General features: G+C 65.4%; 16 protein-coding genes. 3 read left to right on the plus strand and 13 right to left on the minus strand.

Features of this window, described 5'->3' with window-relative positions:
• Positions 1-49: 49 nt before the first annotated feature.
• On the minus strand, positions 50-1,705 hold the full coding sequence (locus VN634_17855) for a hypothetical protein (GenBank protein HXC52754.1): 1,656 nt from the start codon (positions 1,703-1,705) through the stop codon (positions 50-52).
• 110 nt (positions 1,706-1,815) lie between these two features.
• Between VN634_17855 and VN634_17860 the strand changes: the two genes are divergently transcribed.
• Positions 1,816-2,460, plus strand: a complete 645-nt coding sequence (locus tag VN634_17860; protein ID HXC52755.1) for a hypothetical protein — start codon at positions 1,816-1,818, stop codon at positions 2,458-2,460.
• Positions 2,461-2,702: 242 nt separating this feature from the next.
• Here VN634_17860 and mutM read toward each other — a convergent pair whose 3' ends face one another.
• Genes mutM through VN634_17895 form a run of 7 tightly spaced genes read right to left on the minus strand, consistent with a single transcriptional unit; the run spans position 2,703 to position 9,701 of the window.
• Entirely contained in the window at positions 2,703-3,518 is an 816-nt protein-coding gene (mutM, locus tag VN634_17865; GenBank protein HXC52756.1) for a bifunctional DNA-formamidopyrimidine glycosylase/DNA-(apurinic or apyrimidinic site) lyase, read from the minus strand.
• Positions 3,502-4,401 carry a 16S rRNA (adenine(1518)-N(6)/adenine(1519)-N(6))-dimethyltransferase RsmA gene (gene rsmA / locus VN634_17870; protein HXC52757.1) on the minus strand — a complete coding sequence of 300 codons (900 nt, stop codon included), beginning with the start codon at positions 4,399-4,401 and terminating at the stop codon, positions 3,502-3,504. Before rsmA ends, mutM begins: the two co-directional genes overlap by 17 nt.
• 2 nt (positions 4,402-4,403) lie before the next feature.
• Positions 4,404-5,426: a tRNA (adenosine(37)-N6)-threonylcarbamoyltransferase complex transferase subunit TsaD gene (gene tsaD, locus VN634_17875; GenBank protein HXC52758.1), complete on the minus strand. Its 1,023-nt coding sequence runs from the start codon at positions 5,424-5,426 to the stop codon at positions 4,404-4,406.
• Positions 5,427-5,466: 40 nt separating this feature from the next.
• Positions 5,467-6,048: a hypothetical protein gene (locus VN634_17880; protein HXC52759.1), complete on the minus strand. Its 582-nt coding sequence runs from the start codon at positions 6,046-6,048 to the stop codon at positions 5,467-5,469.
• Complete coding sequence (locus VN634_17885) at positions 6,032-7,675, minus strand: penicillin-binding transpeptidase domain-containing protein (protein HXC52760.1); 1,644 nt, start codon at positions 7,673-7,675, stop codon at positions 6,032-6,034. The genes VN634_17880 and VN634_17885 overlap by 17 nt, the downstream gene beginning before the upstream one ends.
• Positions 7,672-9,375 carry a DegQ family serine endoprotease gene (locus VN634_17890; protein HXC52761.1) on the minus strand — a complete coding sequence of 568 codons (1,704 nt, stop codon included), beginning with the start codon at positions 9,373-9,375 and terminating at the stop codon, positions 7,672-7,674. The genes VN634_17885 and VN634_17890 overlap by 4 nt, the downstream gene beginning before the upstream one ends.
• Positions 9,372-9,701 carry a DUF1844 domain-containing protein gene (locus tag VN634_17895; GenBank protein ID HXC52762.1) on the minus strand — a complete coding sequence of 110 codons (330 nt, stop codon included), beginning with the start codon at positions 9,699-9,701 and terminating at the stop codon, positions 9,372-9,374. The genes VN634_17890 and VN634_17895 overlap by 4 nt, the downstream gene beginning before the upstream one ends.
• A 184-nt stretch (positions 9,702-9,885) precedes the next feature.
• Here VN634_17895 and cysK point away from each other — a divergent pair, with 184 nt between their 5' ends.
• On the plus strand, positions 9,886-10,824 hold the full coding sequence (gene cysK, locus VN634_17900; protein HXC52763.1) for a cysteine synthase A: 939 nt from the start codon (positions 9,886-9,888) through the stop codon (positions 10,822-10,824).
• Between the two features lie 28 nt (positions 10,825-10,852).
• Positions 10,853-11,722, plus strand: a complete 870-nt coding sequence (gene larE, locus VN634_17905) for an ATP-dependent sacrificial sulfur transferase LarE (protein HXC52764.1) — start codon at positions 10,853-10,855, stop codon at positions 11,720-11,722.
• Here larE and ispD read toward each other — a convergent pair.
• From ispD to VN634_17930, 5 genes are all read right to left on the minus strand, one after another.
• Positions 11,661-12,353, minus strand: coding sequence for a 2-C-methyl-D-erythritol 4-phosphate cytidylyltransferase (gene ispD, locus VN634_17910; protein ID HXC52765.1), 693 nt, complete (start codon positions 12,351-12,353; stop codon positions 11,661-11,663). The two genes, larE and ispD, sit on opposite strands and share 62 nt — an antisense overlap.
• A gap of 56 nt (positions 12,354-12,409) precedes the next feature.
• Positions 12,410-12,928, minus strand: a complete 519-nt coding sequence (locus VN634_17915; protein HXC52766.1) for a hypothetical protein — start codon at positions 12,926-12,928, stop codon at positions 12,410-12,412.
• A gap of 203 nt (positions 12,929-13,131) precedes the next feature.
• Positions 13,132-13,617 (minus strand): CarD family transcriptional regulator, encoded by a 486-nt coding sequence (locus tag VN634_17920; GenBank protein HXC52767.1) that lies wholly within the window; start codon positions 13,615-13,617, stop codon positions 13,132-13,134.
• A gap of 185 nt (positions 13,618-13,802) precedes the next feature.
• Positions 13,803-14,717 (minus strand): dihydroorotate dehydrogenase, encoded by a 915-nt coding sequence (locus VN634_17925; protein HXC52768.1) that lies wholly within the window; start codon positions 14,715-14,717, stop codon positions 13,803-13,805.
• 5 nt (positions 14,718-14,722) lie between these two features.
• Positions 14,723-15,754: a beta-ketoacyl-ACP synthase III gene (locus VN634_17930; GenBank protein ID HXC52769.1), complete on the minus strand. Its 1,032-nt coding sequence runs from the start codon at positions 15,752-15,754 to the stop codon at positions 14,723-14,725.

The following is a 15,754-nucleotide window of genomic DNA, read 5'->3' on the forward strand; positions in this document are numbered from 1 at the left end:
GGAAACCTCGCGGCTCGAGAAATCTTTCTACCGCCCGTTCCGGACTTTCTCAGCTACACGCAGAACAGGGCGAAAGGGCTAGGTTCTGTCGGATGGTCGGCGCAGGGTGGAACTGAGTAGCGACGCCCGACGTATCGGGGTTCGGCGGTGGGAGCGTGCACGTACCGGAGTTGCAGCCGCCCAGAACACATTGGGAGTTGACTGTGCAGGCTACGGTCGTGTTGTTGCTGCAATATCCGACTCTTTTAACGGCCGCTTGGAGGCTGATAGCGCCGCTGGAAGCCGATCCTGTAGTATCAAGCACTGCGCTCGCAGCGATTCGCAAAGAAGGCTGTGAGGTCGGCACCGTAGATTGCGATGCCTCGAGCGACATGGCGCCCCCGCGCGCTCCGAGGGCAGTTACTGTCGCATGTGTGCTCGCAGTTCCCCGAACATCCAAAGTGCAGCCGGCGAGCAGAGCCAGCCCGCCATCGCCGTGGTCGTCTGCGGAAGAACCATCATGGCCATTGACGTTGACGTTCGCCGACTCAATGAGCGTCAGCAATCGTCCAGAAACCAACCCGACAGTTCCCCCGTAACCTCCGGCTCGCCGAGAGCTCGCATCGATCGTTGAGGAGACAGTTATCGGCCCAGCAGCCTCCGCATCCAAATCACCACCATCGAACGACCCGCCGGTGACGTCTATTAGATCTTCGAGAACAATACCGCCGCACCCTGCGTTTAAGGTAATCTGACCACCGGGCGCATCCCCGCCCGTGTTTCCTATTCCGCCCGCGGCTGAGATCGGACCGCTAATGAGGATTTCGTCGCCGGCGTAGAGCTCCACAGTTCCGCCCCAACCCGAAATCCCGTGCCCTTCAACCGTGAGTTTTCCTTTCGGTCCCCCCGATACCGCATCGAAATTGACGGAAATCATTCCGGGCGTAGCAATCATGATATCGCCACCGGAGAACATGCGTCCGAACGCCCGGACCTCTGCGTTTATCGACACATTTTGGGCGGCTTGTAGCGCCAAGGACCCGCCGGAGTTTATGTTGGAATCTGTCCCACCATCCTGACCATTCAGATATAAATCGCTTCCTACCGTGACGGTGCCGCCACTGGAGAGATAGATGTCCCCGCCGTTGGCGGCCTGCTGAACGCCTTGTGTATCGATCGCTGGCGAAGTACCGCTAACCGAGATCGCCCCCTGAGCATCCACTGCCACGAAGCTCCCGCCACCTGCATTTTGCGCTCGTAAGGTTCCAGAAAGGGTCAGAGACCCTGTCAGTTCGATGTCAATCCCCGTCAGCAACGTCTGACTGCTAGCGGCTTGAATTTTGTAGTTCTGGCCGATGGTCAGATTGCGTGCGAGTAAAGTCACGACTCCGTCGGCAACATTGACCTGACCAGAAACGCTAACATCTATATCCGAACAGTTTAAGACCGAGCCTGCTATCACGTCGACCGAGCCAGCAGTGCAGCTGTGAGTGAGTGCAGCCGACGAAGGACAAAGGCCCGGCTCAGTAGCCGTGGAAACGCAGCGCGAAATTAACGGTACCGCTTCTGCTGATGCTGGAATCAACGCGATGAGCAGCAAAATGATACTGCTGAAATCTGAGAATTCCCGCTTCAGAAAAGCCCTCGATTTTAGCGGAGAGAGCCCCATTGCGACGTTGACAACACTCCGGCGTAAAGATGTAAGAAACGCAGCCGCGGCGACCATGGCCGGCGGAGCCGCTGGCGCTGCGACCTACGGGACCATCGGCGGCGTCGGAGTAACGGACACTGTGGGCCGGCAAGGCCTCGTGGTTTGGCCTGCATGGGCATGCCTGGATGAGTCCTCTTGCCGCGGTAAACGGCCAAACCGCCCTGCGGGAGAAGTTTGCGACCGAGCCCGCATTCAAGGCGACTACCGATATCCGCGATCCTGCCGGACCGCGTGCGAGCGCCGTCTTCTCCATTGCAGGGAGAGTCTTGCGGAGAGAGCGCAAGGTCTTCCACTACAAGGAAGCTGCGACGCTCGCGACGAAAGCCCTTGAGAGTGGCAGTTCCAGTGAGGAAGGGTCCCGCTCCATCCGCGGTCACGCTTATATGCGGCTTGCTCGACTCGGCTACGTCTCGAAAATGTGGGAAGCGAAGGACGATTTCACACGGTCACTTGCGCTTCGCATCGAAAGGCACGGGGACGACTCACGAAGCGCCGGCGAAGGCATGGTCGACCTTGGCTTCTGTCTGATCGTGACAGAGAGTATCTCGCGAGGATACGCCCTCATGCAGGAGGGGCTCGAGCGGCTGCGCAAAGGCACAACGGCCGACCACCTCTCCTTTCTGATGCGCGGCCTGCGCCAGTTCGAGCTTGCGTCCAGGCTGACCGGGCACCGCTCGCGCGCTTCGGATGCCCGCCAGGAGTTGCGCGTTCTCGAAGAGAAGACGGAAGCCCTCGATCAATCGCAACAGTGGCGCCGCTCGTGGGAATGACAGAGGAGAGGTCTCATGGCCGGGTGACGTGAATCAGAGGCAATAGCGTCATCGAGCAGCATACCGACGTCCACTCGCCTGTCTGCGATTCCGGCGAGGGGGCGGTGTGCAATCGCAGCGGCATGTGGCGCACGGCGACACGTCAGACACTCGCCGCGGGATGCGAGTTACTTAGCGAGGCCATTATTACGCTCACGAACCAACGATTGTGCGGTTAATACCCGATTCGAATCGCCGATTGACTACCGCTGGCAGGCGGGACAATAAAAACTCGACCTCTGCCCCACGACCACCGCCTTGATCGGCGCGCCGCAGACGAAACAAGGCTTCCCCTCCCGATCGTACACGCAATGACTCCCCTGATACCCGCCCCGCCGTCCAATCCCGTCGAGAAAATCCGAAATCGTCGACCCCCGATGCTCGATCGCATCGCGAATCACGATCCGCGTCGCGTCGACGATTCTCGCGCATTCGTCGATCGTAATCTTTGACATCCGGCGCCTCGGCCGAACGCGCGCACGAAACAGAATCTCGTTGACGTAGATGTTGCCGAGGCCGGCGACGACGCGCTGGTCCATCAGCACGTCCTTGATCGTGCGGACGGTGCGGCGGCGCTGCTCGCTCAGGTATGCGGCGTGAAAAGCAGCCTCGTCGAGCGGCTCCGGTCCCATCAGCGACAGCAGCTTCGAAGCGCCCGGATCCTCGACCACGCACAGACCGAAGCGCCGCGGATCGTGAAAGACCAACGTGCCGCCTTCACGAAAGTGCGCGAGCACGTGGTCGTGCAGGCCGCCGGCCCTCGTTTCGTCCGAGAAATGGAGCCGCCCGCTCATCCCCATGTGAAAGAACCAGGCGAGCCCGTCGTCGAGCTCGAAAAGCAGATACTTGCCGCGGCGTGAAGTCGCCGTGATGCGGCGGCCGACGAGCGCTGCGGCAAGCGACTCATCGAGCGCGTGACGAAGACGCGCAGTGCGAAGCTCGACGCGCGCCACGGTCCGGCCGACGACGACGGGATCGAGTGACACACGAATCGTCTCGACCTCAGGAAGCTCCGGCACTCCCCTTCCTCTCCGGTGCGCTGTCGACACCGGCGTCATCCTCGTGGACGAGCTCTTTCTCCGCGCGCTCCAGGCGGGGACTTTGCGCATCACGCCCGCGAACGACCGCCAGCGACAGCGCCGCAAACTCCGCCAGCCCAAGATCCTCCGGCCGCACATCACCGGGCACGTTCGCCGCCGCCAGCACGCGCTCCGCCGCGCCTTCACCAAACCGCGATTCAACGTAGCGCCCCAGATTGTTGCGAAGCATCTTCCGGCGCTGCCCGAACGCCGCATGCACGAGATCGACGAACTCGGCCTCATCCCCGATCTCGAAGCGCGCCTCGGCGCGCGGCCGCAGCCGCACCATCTGCGATTCCACACGCGGCCGCGGCCGGAACGAGCGCGGCGCGATGACCATGCCGCGCTCGACGTCGGCAAGCATCTGCACGATGACCGACAGCCCGCCGTAGACCTTGCTGCCGGGCGCGGCCGCGAGGCGCGCAACGACTTCCTTCTGCAGCATCACATCGATCTCGCGCACGACATCGCGGCGCTTCAGGATCGACGAAACGATCGCCGTGCCGCTTTCGTACGGAAGATTGGCAACGACGGTAAAGCCTGCCTCGACGCGCGAGATCCAGTCGACGCGCAGCGCGTCGCCTTCGATCACCGTTACGCGAGGATCGCCGGCGTACGTGCGCGTAAGCTCAGCCGCGAGCTCGGGATCGATCTCGACGAGTGTCAGCGAAGCGGCGCGCTCGCGCAGCAGCCCGGTCAGCGCGCCGCGGCCCGGTCCGATCTCAACGACCGCGCGGCCTTCGATGGCGGCCCAGTCGATGATTCGCCGGGCCGCGTCGCGATCGATGAGAAAACACTGGCCCCAGCGGACGCGCGAGCCCATCGTCAGCCGGCCGCGCGCAGCACGGGCGACGGGTCGGTCAGACTCACGCGGCGGCCGAGCGGAAGCCGCGAGCGCACTTCGAGGTCGCTGGAGACGAGGCCGCGTTCGAGACGCCTCGCCGCGGCGTGGCCGATCATCGCGGCGTTGTCCGTGCACAGGCTCATCGGCGGGAAGACCGCACCCGGCGCGGCTTCCTGCATGCGCTGGCGAAGCCGGCTGTTGGCCGAGACGCCGCCGGCAACGGCGACGCGATCGATGCCGGTCTTTTCGATCGCAACCTGGACGCGCATGACGAGCACGTCGACGATCGCTTCCTGAAACGACGCGCAGACGTCCTCGGTGCTGGCGCACTCCACCGTCGTGCTCAGGTAGTCCGACAGTGCGGTCTTCATCCCGGAGAACGACAACGCGAGCGGATCGCCTTTCACTCGTCCGCGAGGGAACGCGACGGCACGCGGGTTACCCTTCTTCGCGAGGTCGTCGATGACCTTGCCGCCCGGATAGCCGAGCCCGAGCATCTTGGCGCCCTTGTCGAACGCCTCGCCCGCCGAATCGTCGCGCGTCGCGGCGACTTCCTCGTACTCGCCGATCTCGCGCACGATGTAGAGCGAGCTGTGGCCGCCGGAGACGACCATCGACAGGAACGGAAACGCGATCTCGGCGTTGACGAGCGGCGACAGCGCGTGGCCTTCGAGATGATTGATGCCGACGAGCGGCAGGCCGGTGCGAAGCGCGAGGCCGCGCGCCGCAGAGACTCCGACCAGCAGCGAGCCGACGAGCCCCGGGCCGCGCGTGACAGCGAGCAACTCGATGTCGGCGAGCGCGGTGCCCGACCTTGCGAGCGCCAGCTGCATGACCTCTTCGATCGTCTCGAGGTGGCGGCGCGCCGCGAGCTCCGGCACGACGCCGCCGTACGGCGCGTGCACCGCGTCCTGCGAGGCGGTCACGTTCGATAGCACGGTGCGGCCGTCGAGGACCGCAACCGATGTGTCGTCGCACGAAGTTTCGATAGCGAGAATCTTCATCGGGAAATGCCTGCGCAGGCTTGCGTGCGCGCAGCCGCCGTCATCGTGCGCCGATGGCGTGCTCGAGCTCCTCGAGCTCGGCGCGCACTTTCCTTGCCGAAGGAAGATCGCGGCGCGCATCGGCGAGCAACGTCGCAGCGCGATTCTCCCAGTGCGGACGGCGCTGCAGATGTTCGACGTACGCAAGCCACAGGTACGCGTAGCCGTTGCGACCGTAAAGCGAAACCGCGCGCTCGAGAGCTTCGCGGGCGCCGTCGGGCGAGCCCGAGTCGAGAAGATCGCGCGCGCTCGCGACCAGCCGCAGGCTTGCAAGCTCGGCTGCACGGTTGCCGATGGGTCCGCTCGCAAGATCGCTCGCGCGGCGATCGATTTCGTCGTCGAGAGCGGCGCCGGTCTGCCGGAAGTCGAGCGCCGCGGGGCGCGCCTGTCTCGCGTGGGACGGCTCTACTCGGGACGACTCACGGCGGGACGGCTCTGCGATTCGATGCGAGTCTTCGTATGGAGGCGCGCGGTCCGGACGCGCCTCCGGTCCGACCGCGCATCCCGCAGACATCGCCGAGATCACCGCGACGGCGAACGATGCCGACAGCAGGACGGCAGCGCTGCTAATGCCAGGTGCCACCGTGCTCGTTGCAGATCGAATGCGGCTCCTCACCTTCGATGAACGCCTCGCGGATCTGCTTCGGGCATTCCGGCCTGGCGATCAGCCCGTCTTTCTTGTCGACGTCGACGATCGCGATGCCGGGCGGAATCGGAAAGCTGTCGTGCGGCGAATCGGCGAGCGCCTGCCGCATGAAATCGGTCCAGATCGGAAGCGCCGCCTCGGAGCCGGGAAGACCCATGCTCGAGTTGTTGTCGAAGCCGACCCAGACCGCAGCTTCGAGCACCGGCGTGAAGCCGACGAACCACGCGTCCTTGTAATCATTCGACGTGCCGGTCTTGCCGCCGGCCGGATGCTTGAAACCCTTGCGGCGCGCGGTGGCTCCGGTGCCGCGCTCCATGACGCCTTCGAGGATGTGCGTCACCAGATAGGCGTCGGTCGCGGGGACGATGCGCCTGATCTCGAGACCGCTCCCTTCCTCTACACGGCCGCTGGACTCGACGATGCTCGTGATCGAATGCGGCGTGACGCGCATGCCGCCGTTGGCGAACACGCTGAAGACCTTGGCCATGTCGAGAACCTGCACCGGCTGGCCGCCGAGGACGATGCTCGGATACACGCCGAGGTCCGGCGTCATGCCGAGACGCACCGCGAGATCGCGGATCGGTTTTACGCCGACGTCCTTGGCGATGCGCGCAACTGCAGAGTTGAGCGAATGCTCGACGGCTTCGCGCACGGTGACGAGGCCGTAGAACTCGCCTTCGTAGTTGCGCGGCGACCATACCTGGCCCTGCCACTCCCACTGCATGCGCTCGTCCATGACGGTCGACGTGGTGCGGAAGTGCTGTGCGCCGACCCGCTCGCTGCCGAGAGCGGCAAGCGCAACGATCGGCTTGAACGTCGATCCCGGCTGGCGGCGCATGTCGATCGCGCGGTTGAACTGCCCGTTCTCGTCGCGGCCTCCGACCATCGCGCGGATCTCGCCGGTGCGCGGATCCATCACGATCAGGGCGGCCTGCAGCGGCTCGCCGGCTTTGGCGAGCGCTTCGCCGATGTCGTGCTCCATCTCGACGACGTTGTCGGCGACGACGGCTTCGGCGGTTTCCTGCATTTCCGGATCGAGCGTCGTGAAGATGCGGTCGATGCCGCCTTGGGCGACGCGCGCCGGGAACCGGCGCGAAAGCTCGCGCGAGACGAAGTCGACGAAGTGCGGCGCGGTCATGCCGCGCCCGCCGATCATCGCCGGTTCGAGATCGAACGCCGCCATCTCGCGGCCGTCGGAGCGGATCGACATGACCCGCCCTTCGGCATCGAGCGACATTTCGATGAGGCGGCCGGCTTCGCGGCGATCGGGATAGTCGAACGCGTTCAGATAGATCGCGAGCGAATGGTTGCTGCGCGAAAAGCTGTACGAGCCCCGGCGCGACGGCGTGCCGCCGGCGCTCGCATAACCGAGGCGTTCGAGCCGCCGCCGAAACGCGTCGGTATCGACGCGAAGGCTCGGAAACACCGAGTACGAAGCGCCGTAGACCTGCGCCGTGATCGGAGCACGCGGTGCGACGTCGACGGGCGCGGCCGAAGATGCGAGCGGGCGGACGGTCAGAACGGCGAGTGCAACTGCAAAACGAACGACGACGGCTCTCTTCACCTCTCATCCCCCGGAAAGTGCGGAACCCGGCCCGGCCCTTCCTCTTCTTCTTCCTGTTCGTCGGGCTTGCTGTCTTTCGCCGACGGCTTGAGCACGCGGAACAGCGTCTGGTCGCCGCGCTTGACGAGCACGAGCACTCCGCGATCCGGCGAGACCTTCTCGAGCGTCTTGCGGAACGCTTCGGCGCTTGTCACCGGCTCGTTGCCGACCGACACGATCATGTCGCCCGACTCGAGACCGGCCGCCGCCGCCGGCGAACCCTTGCTCACCGACATCACGACGACACCGGTCGTGCCCTTTTCGAGCCCGAGCTCCTGCGCCATCTCGGGAGTCACGTCCTGCACGGAAAGCCCGAGCGCGTTGGCCTTGACCGGTTTCGCCGTCTCCGCATCGTCGGCGAGCTTGGCGACTTCGACTTCGATCGTCAGCTTGTCGCCGCCGCGCAGCACGACGAGCTTGGCCGACTTGCCGACCGGTGTGCTCGCGACCAGCGCCGGAAGATCCTGCGACTTGACGACGTCGTTGCCGTCGAAGTTGACGATCACGTCGCCGAGCTGCACGCCGGCCTTGGAAGCCGGGCTGTCGGGGAACACTTCGGCAACGAGCGCGCCTTTGGCTTCGGCAAGGCCGAGCGATTTCGCGATGTCGGCGTCGACCGGCTGGATCTTGACGCCGAGCCAGCCGCGCGTCACATGGCCTTCCTGCTTGAGCTGCGGAACGATCTCGCGCGCCATGTTGATCGGGATCGCAAAGCCGATGCCGATGTTGCCTCCGCCGCTCGAGAAGATCGCCGAGTTGATGCCGATCACCTGGCCGGCCAGGTTGACCAGCGGACCACCGGAGTTGCCCGGATTGATGGCCGCATCGGTCTGGATGAAGTCGTCGTACGGGTTCCTGCGGCTGATGCGGCGGCCCTTGGCCGAGACGATGCCGGCCGTCAGCGTGTGGTCGAGCCCGAACGGGTTGCCGATCGCCAGCACCCACTCGCCGACGCGCAGCGAGTCCGAATCTCCGAGCGAAACCGGAACCAGGCTCTCGGCGCCTTCGATCTTGATGACGGCGATGTCGGTCTTGAGATCGCTGCCGATGACCTTGGCTTCGATCTCGCGCTCGTCATGCAGCCGCACGACGATCTTGGTCGCGTCCTCGATCACGTGGGCGTTGGTGATGATGTAGCCTTCCTGGTCAAAGACGAATCCGGAACCGAGACTGCGACGCGGCCCCATGAACCCGTCGAACGGATCCTGCGAGCGGCCGCCCTTGCTCTCGGGCTCCTTGCTCTCCGATTCGGTCGAAATGTTGACGACCGACGGCGCGAGCGCCTGCGCGATCGACGAAAAATCCGGAAGCCCGGTGATGGCGCCCTTGGATCCTTCGGGAAGCGATACGGGAAGCGACGGCGGCCGCGATGCGGTCTGCGACGGCGGAATCAGCGGCGGCGGCTGGCCGTCTTCCGGTGAAGGCTTGGCCGGCTCTTCGCGAGTTTCAGCGGGCTTCTCCAGCTTGTCGGACTTGTCCGTCTTCTCGGGCCTGCCGGGCCTTTCCGTTTTTTCGGTGGGTGCCCCGAGCTGCGCGCGTTCGTCCGTTCTTTCGGTTTCGACCACGCGCACGTTCTCGCGCCGCGCCGTCATCGTGACTCCGACACCAACCAGCGTTCCCACGACGAGGCCGGTAAGCAACAACGATCTCGTCGGTTTCATGATTTGCTGTCCTCTTGTGTCTTTCCGCTCTGCGCGGCCGTGCTGCGGGTTTCGTTGACGTAGCGCATGCGGAGCTCGAAGAGCACTTCCTCGACGAGCTTGCTTTCGTCTTCGCTCAGGTTGCCGCTTGTTTTGGCGGCCAGCATCTCGATGACACCGATGATGACCTGGGCTTCGGCCGGGTTCTTTTCGATGTTCGAGCCGGCCGGACTCGGCGCGGCGCCGAGAAACATGAGCGCCTGGGTCGCCAGCCCGATCACGAAGCTCGAGAACGTGATCGGCGGCGCACCGCCTTCCGGGCTATTCGGACTGTTTTGCGGTGACACGGCCTGCGAACCTCCTCGGCATCATCGCCGGAAGCTAGCAGAAGAAGTTCGGGGCTTCATCCGCGGTGCTGCAGAGGCCGTCGACCGGGCGGAAAGCCCCGGACGAGGTCGATGTGAGAGTTTTGACAGCCTGGGACGCCATTCCTATCATCCAGCGCCGCACCTCGGACCGAGCGGCCTTTTCATGCCTCTCCCCAGTCAGGTTGCCGCCGGAACACTCGAGCTCATCGGAAACAGTCCGGTCGTCGAGCTCGCATGCATCTCGGATCCTTCGTCCGCGCAGATCTTCGGAAAGCTCGAATCGTTCAATCCGGGCGGAAGCGTCAAGGACCGCATCTGCCTTGCGATGATCGAATCCGCCGAGCAGGACGGCCGGCTCCTTCCCGGAGGAACGATCGTCGAGCCGACCAGCGGCAACACCGGGATCGGGCTGGCGATGGTCGCAGCGGCGCGCGGCTATCGGCTGATCCTTACGATGCCCGACACGATGAGCGAGGAGCGGCGCAGCCTGCTCGGTGCGTACGGCGCCGAGCTCGTGCTGATGCCCGACGAAAACGGCATGACGGCGGCGATCGACGAAGCCCACCGCATCGCCGAACGAAACCCGGGGTTTTTCATGCCGGCGCAGTTCTCGAATCCCGCCAATCCCGAAGCGCACCGGCGCACCACGGCGCGCGAAATCCTCGAGCAATGTCCGCGCATCGACGCGTTCGTTGCCGGAGTCGGAACGGGCGGAACGATCACCGGCGTCGGCAGCGTGCTCAAGGCGCAGCGACCGCACGCGCGAATCGTCGCTGTCGAGCCGTCGGCGTCGGCCGTGCTCTCGGGCGGAACGCCCGGCCTTCATCGCATCCAGGGCATCGGTGCCGGCTTCGTCCCGGCGAACCTCGACCGCCGGCTGATCGACGAGATCATTGCCGTCGACGACGACGACGCCGAAGCGATGACGCGGCGCCTCGCATCCGAGGAAGGAATCCTGGTCGGCATTTCGTCGGGTGCGGCGGCGATTGCCGCCGTGCGTGTCGCCGCCACGCTGCCCGCCGACGCGATCGTGCTCTGCATGCTGTGCGACAGCGGTGAACGTTACCTGACGACGAAGCTGTTCGAGCGCGGCGGCCTATGAGCACAATGCACCGAGGCGAAGACGAACGATGATCGCGGGCGAAGTTGCGGCGTCACGAATGCGCCTGCACGAGATCCTCGCCGAGATGGGCTCGGCGGTGATCGCGTATTCGGGAGGCGTCGATTCGACGCTGCTCGTGCGCGCCGCCGCCGACGTGCACGGCTTTCAGTTCGTCGCGCTGACGACGAGCTCGTCGACCAACACCGACGAAGAAGTCGCCGATGCGACGCGGCTGGCGGCGGACATCGGCGTACGCCACATCGTCGTCGACGTCGACGAGCTCGCGACGCCGGGCTACGCGGAAAATCCGCCGAACCGATGCTACCTGTGCAAGCAGACCCTTTATCCGGTGTGCGCGCGCATCGCGGCGGACGAAGGGTTTTTGTGGATTGCCGACGGCGTCAATACCGACGACCTCAAGGATTATCGGCCGGGGCTCGCCGCCGCCGTCGAGCACGGCGTGCGCCATCCGCTCGTCGAAGCGGGCCTGTCGAAAGCTCTGGTGCGCGAGCTTTCACGGCACTACGGTCTTCCGACCGCGGACCAGCCTGCATCGCCGTGCCTGTCGTCGCGTTTTCCGTACGGCACGGCCATCACCCGGGAAGGACTCGCGCAGGTTGCGGCGGCCGAAGCCGCGCTGCGTGCGCTCGGATTCCTCGAGCTGCGCGTTCGCTACCTCGGCAGCACGGCGCGCGTGGAAGTCTCCGCGCCGGAAGTCGCGCGACTCGGCGATCCGTCGACGCGTGATCGCGTGCGTGCGGCGGTGCTGGCGGCAGGATTCGCGGACGTCGTGCTGTCGGATCGTCCGCTTCGTTCCGGCAGCCTGAACGACGCGCTCACGAAGACGACGATCGATTCAGCAGTTCCGCCGCGAGAATCAGGTCCGCGGCCGTCGTGATCTTCAGGTTGCGTCCGATCGATTCGACGATGTGAATCGGCTGTCCGCCGGCTTCGACGAGCGAAGCGTCGTCGGTGTACGATTCGTTCTGCCCGGCCGCTGCTTCGTGCGCCTTCTGAAGCAGCCCGCGGCGGAACGCCTGCGGAGTCTCGACGAGCCACAACCGCGACCGGTCGCGCGCAACCGACGATCCGCCGGGCAGGTCTTCGCGCACGCTGTCGGACGGGCGACACGCCGCCGTTGCGGCCCCGGACCGGAACGCCGCGTCGAGCACATCGACGACGGTGCGGCGCGAAACCAGCGGACGGGCGGCGTCGTGAATGCAGACGATCTCGGCGCCGGCCGCCAGCGCCCTGCAGCCGGCAGCCACCGACAGCTGTCGTGAAGCGCCGCCGGGCAGCACGCGGACCGACCCGAGCGAAGGCGGCAGATCGGCGATCGCACGCTCGAGAGCTTCGAGAGCCGGAGCGGGAGCGAGCACAATGGTTTCGACGAACGTGGCCGAGCTCGCAAGCCGCTCGAGCGTGAGCCGCACGAGCGGCACGCCGCCGACTTCGACGAGCGCCTTCGGAGCGCCGCGACCGAGTCGCTCGCCGCTTCCGGCCGCAGGAACGATGAGCGCGACTTTCACGCCGCGGGACTATAGCAGGCGACGAGCTTCCGTAAGCGCGCAGGCCTCGCTCACCCTCAGTGCCCGAGCGCTTTCATCGAGTCGCCGGCGGCCTTGGCGCTGTCGGCCGCAGCTTTGGCCTGGTCGGCCTTGGCCTGCGCCGCTGCGGCTTTCTCTGCGGCTCCCGGCGCTGCACCGGCGGCTGCGCCCGCAGCTTTTGCGGCTGCCGCATCCTTTGCGCCCTGCACCTGTGCGTTTGCTGCGCCGGTCGCCGACTCTTTCACCGAGCCGACCGTCGGCGGCACCGCGCCGAGCGTGGCCGCGCCTGTTGCCGTGCCGACCGCAGGCGGAACACCGGCGGGCGTGCCCGGTGCCGCTGCACCGAGCGTGGCCGTGCTCGCCTTCGCTGCCGCCGCATCTTTCGCACTCTGGACCTGGGCGTTTGCAGCACCGGTTGCGGAATCCCTGGCCGAGGCTGCTGCCGCGTTCGCGGCCTGGCCGGGAGTCGGCGTGACGACGCCGGGCATCTCGGCAAACGACCACGAAGCAGCAACGGAGACGATGGCGGCGGCGAATGCGAATCGGGATGCGTTCATGGGTCCCTCCGAGGTTGGCCTGAAGCTCGTTCGTGATCGGCTCATGCCGCTTCTTTGTCAACAGTCGTCCGCTCGCTGCGGACCTTTGTGTCCGGCATGAGTGGGTGCCGTCGTTTCTCGACTCCGCACGACGGCAACGGCCAATAAAAAGCCGGGAGTCCTGACGGGCTCCCGGCTTGAAACGTGATCGAGCGGTTCGAGCTTCAGTGACCGAAGATGGTCTTGAGCTCTTCCATGATGTTCTCCTCGGTGTTGGACTTCGCGATGGCGAGTTCCTTGACGAGGAGATTGCGGGCGGTGTCGAGCATTTTGCGCTCGCCGAACGACAGCTCCTTGTCGCCCTTGAGCATGAACAGGTCACGAAGGACCTCGGCGATCTCGAGGACGGAGCCGGTCTTGATCTTCTCGGTGTACTCGCGGTAGCGCCGGTTCCATGTGGCCTGGTCGACGGTTACACGCTTTTCCCGAAGGACTTTGTAGACCTTGGTGACCATGTCCTTGCCGATCACCCGGCGAAGACCCACCGACTTGCACTTGCTGGTCGGGATCATGATCTTCATGTCGGAGTCGATGATGCGCAGGGAATAGAACATCGCGTTGTTCCCCGAGATGGTGCGCGTCTCGACTTCCTCAATGATTCCGACCCCATGAGCGGGATAGACGACCTTGTCTCCGACCTTGTATTCCAACTGTACGCCTCCTCGCTCGAGCACAGAAAAAAGCTCGCGAAGTTTAGCGGCGCTCCTTTGCTGGGTCAAACTCTCTTATGTATGACCGGGGCGAGCGTAAGCTCTGCCGAAGCTCGGCGCGGCGCCCGACCAGCAGCGAAACAAGCGGAACACCAGCCCGCCGAATCACCAGCAAAGCGAGCGAATCAGGCCTGAAGCGAGCCGATGATGGCAGCGACCGACGGCTCGCCGAGCCCGGCAACGACGTCGGCAAGCTCGCGCGCGATGCGGGCACCGGCATTCGGCTCGTAGAGCGACACGGTCCCGATCTCGACGGCGCGCGCGCCGGCCATCAGGAATTCTGCCGCATCACGGCCGCAGACGATGCCGCCGGCGCCGATCACGGGGATCCCGATCGCGCGCGCAGTCTGCCAGACCATGTACAGCGCGACCGGCTTGATGGCGGGCCCCGAGAGTCCGCCGCTCCCGTTGGCCAGCGACGGCCGGCGGCTGTCGACGTCGATCGCGAGGCCGCGCAGCGTGTTGATGAGCGTGACCGCATCGGCGCCCTCGCCTTCGACGACTTTTGCGATCTCGACGATGTCGGTCACGTTCGGCGAAAGCTTGACCCACAGTCTTCGGCGCGTGCGCTTTCGCACCGCCGCGATCACCGTGCGCGTCGTTGCAGGATCGGCCGCCAGCACCCCGCCCCACTCGTGCTTGTGCGGACACGACAGATTGAGCTCGAGCGCATCGATGCCGTCGGCCGAGCCGAGCGCGTCGACGACGCGCTCGAAGTCGGCCGTGGTGTTGCCCCAGCAGTTGACGATGACGCGCGGACCGAACGTGCGAAGGCGCGGCAGCTTGTCACGAAGGAACGCCTCGGCTCCGATGTTCTGAAGGCCGATCGCATTGAGCATGCCGCCGGGAGTTTCCACCATGCGCGGAGCGGCATGGCCTTTGGATGGATCCGCCGACAGGCCCTTGACGGAGATGCCGCCGAACAGCGGCCAGTCGACGAGCCCATCGTACTCGACGCCGTAACCGAACGTTCCCGATGCCGCGATCACGGGCGTCGCAAGCTCGAGATCGCCGACGGTCGTTCGCAAATCTACGGCCACCGCCGCTACCAGGAATAAAGCGCGGCGCCCCAGGTGAAGCCCGCGCCGAACGCTGCAAGGCACACCAGGTCGCCCTCGTGCAGACGGCCCGCGTCCCACGTCTCGGTAAGAAGAATCGGAATCGTCGCCGCGGTCGTGTTTCCGTAACGGTCGATGTTGTTGGCCATGCGGTCGTCGTCGAAGCCGAGACCCATCGCGACGAGCTGGTTGATGCGCAGGTTGGCCTGATGCGGAAGAATCATCGCGATGTCTTCTTTCGTCCTGCCGGCAGCGGCGAGCGCTTCCTCGATGCATTCGGTCATGCGCGTGACCGCGTGGCGGAACACGAAACGGCCGTCCATCTGCGGCCAGCCGTAGATGTCGGCGGGCGTCCAGTCTGCCGCCAGGCGCGGCTTGTGCAGCGAGCCCGGTCCGAGCAGGCAGAGCTTTTCGGCGTACGCCCCCTCGCTGTGCAGATTGATCGTGAGCAGCCCGCGATCGGGCGACGGCGACGGGCCGACGACGACGGCGCCTGCACCGTCACCGAACAGCACGGTGACGTGACGGCTGCGGTCGGCAAACTCGAGACCGCTCGAATGCACTTCGCTGCCGACGACGAGCACGTAGCGTGCGCCGCCGGTGCGGATGTACTGGTCGGCAATCGCGAGCATGTACAGAAAGCCCGAACACTGGTTGCGCACGTCGAACGCGGGACGTCCGGCGAGGCCGAGCCGCTCCTGAAGGAAGGCGGAGTTGCCGGGGAAATCGACGTCCGGGCTGAGCGTGCCGCAAAGGATCAGGTCGATGTCAGCCGCCTCGATGCCGGCCTTCGCGATGGCCGTGCGTGCGGCTTTTTCGGCCAGCGGAGCGCTGCCTTCGGCGTCGTCCACGTAGTGGCGCTCGCGGATGCCGCTGCGCTGCTGAATCCACGCGTCGTCGGTGTCGAGGATTTTCGACAGATCGTCGTTGGTGACCACCGTGCGCGGAACTTCGAATCCGGCGCCGAGGATATGCGAACGGGCCGGCAGGGAATCGTTGCTTGCGCTGGACGTCGTCAT

The organism is Candidatus Limnocylindrales bacterium, assembly GCA_035571835.1.
In the GTDB taxonomy this organism is placed as follows: domain Bacteria; phylum Desulfobacterota; class Binatia; order UBA1149; family CAITLU01; genus DATNBU01.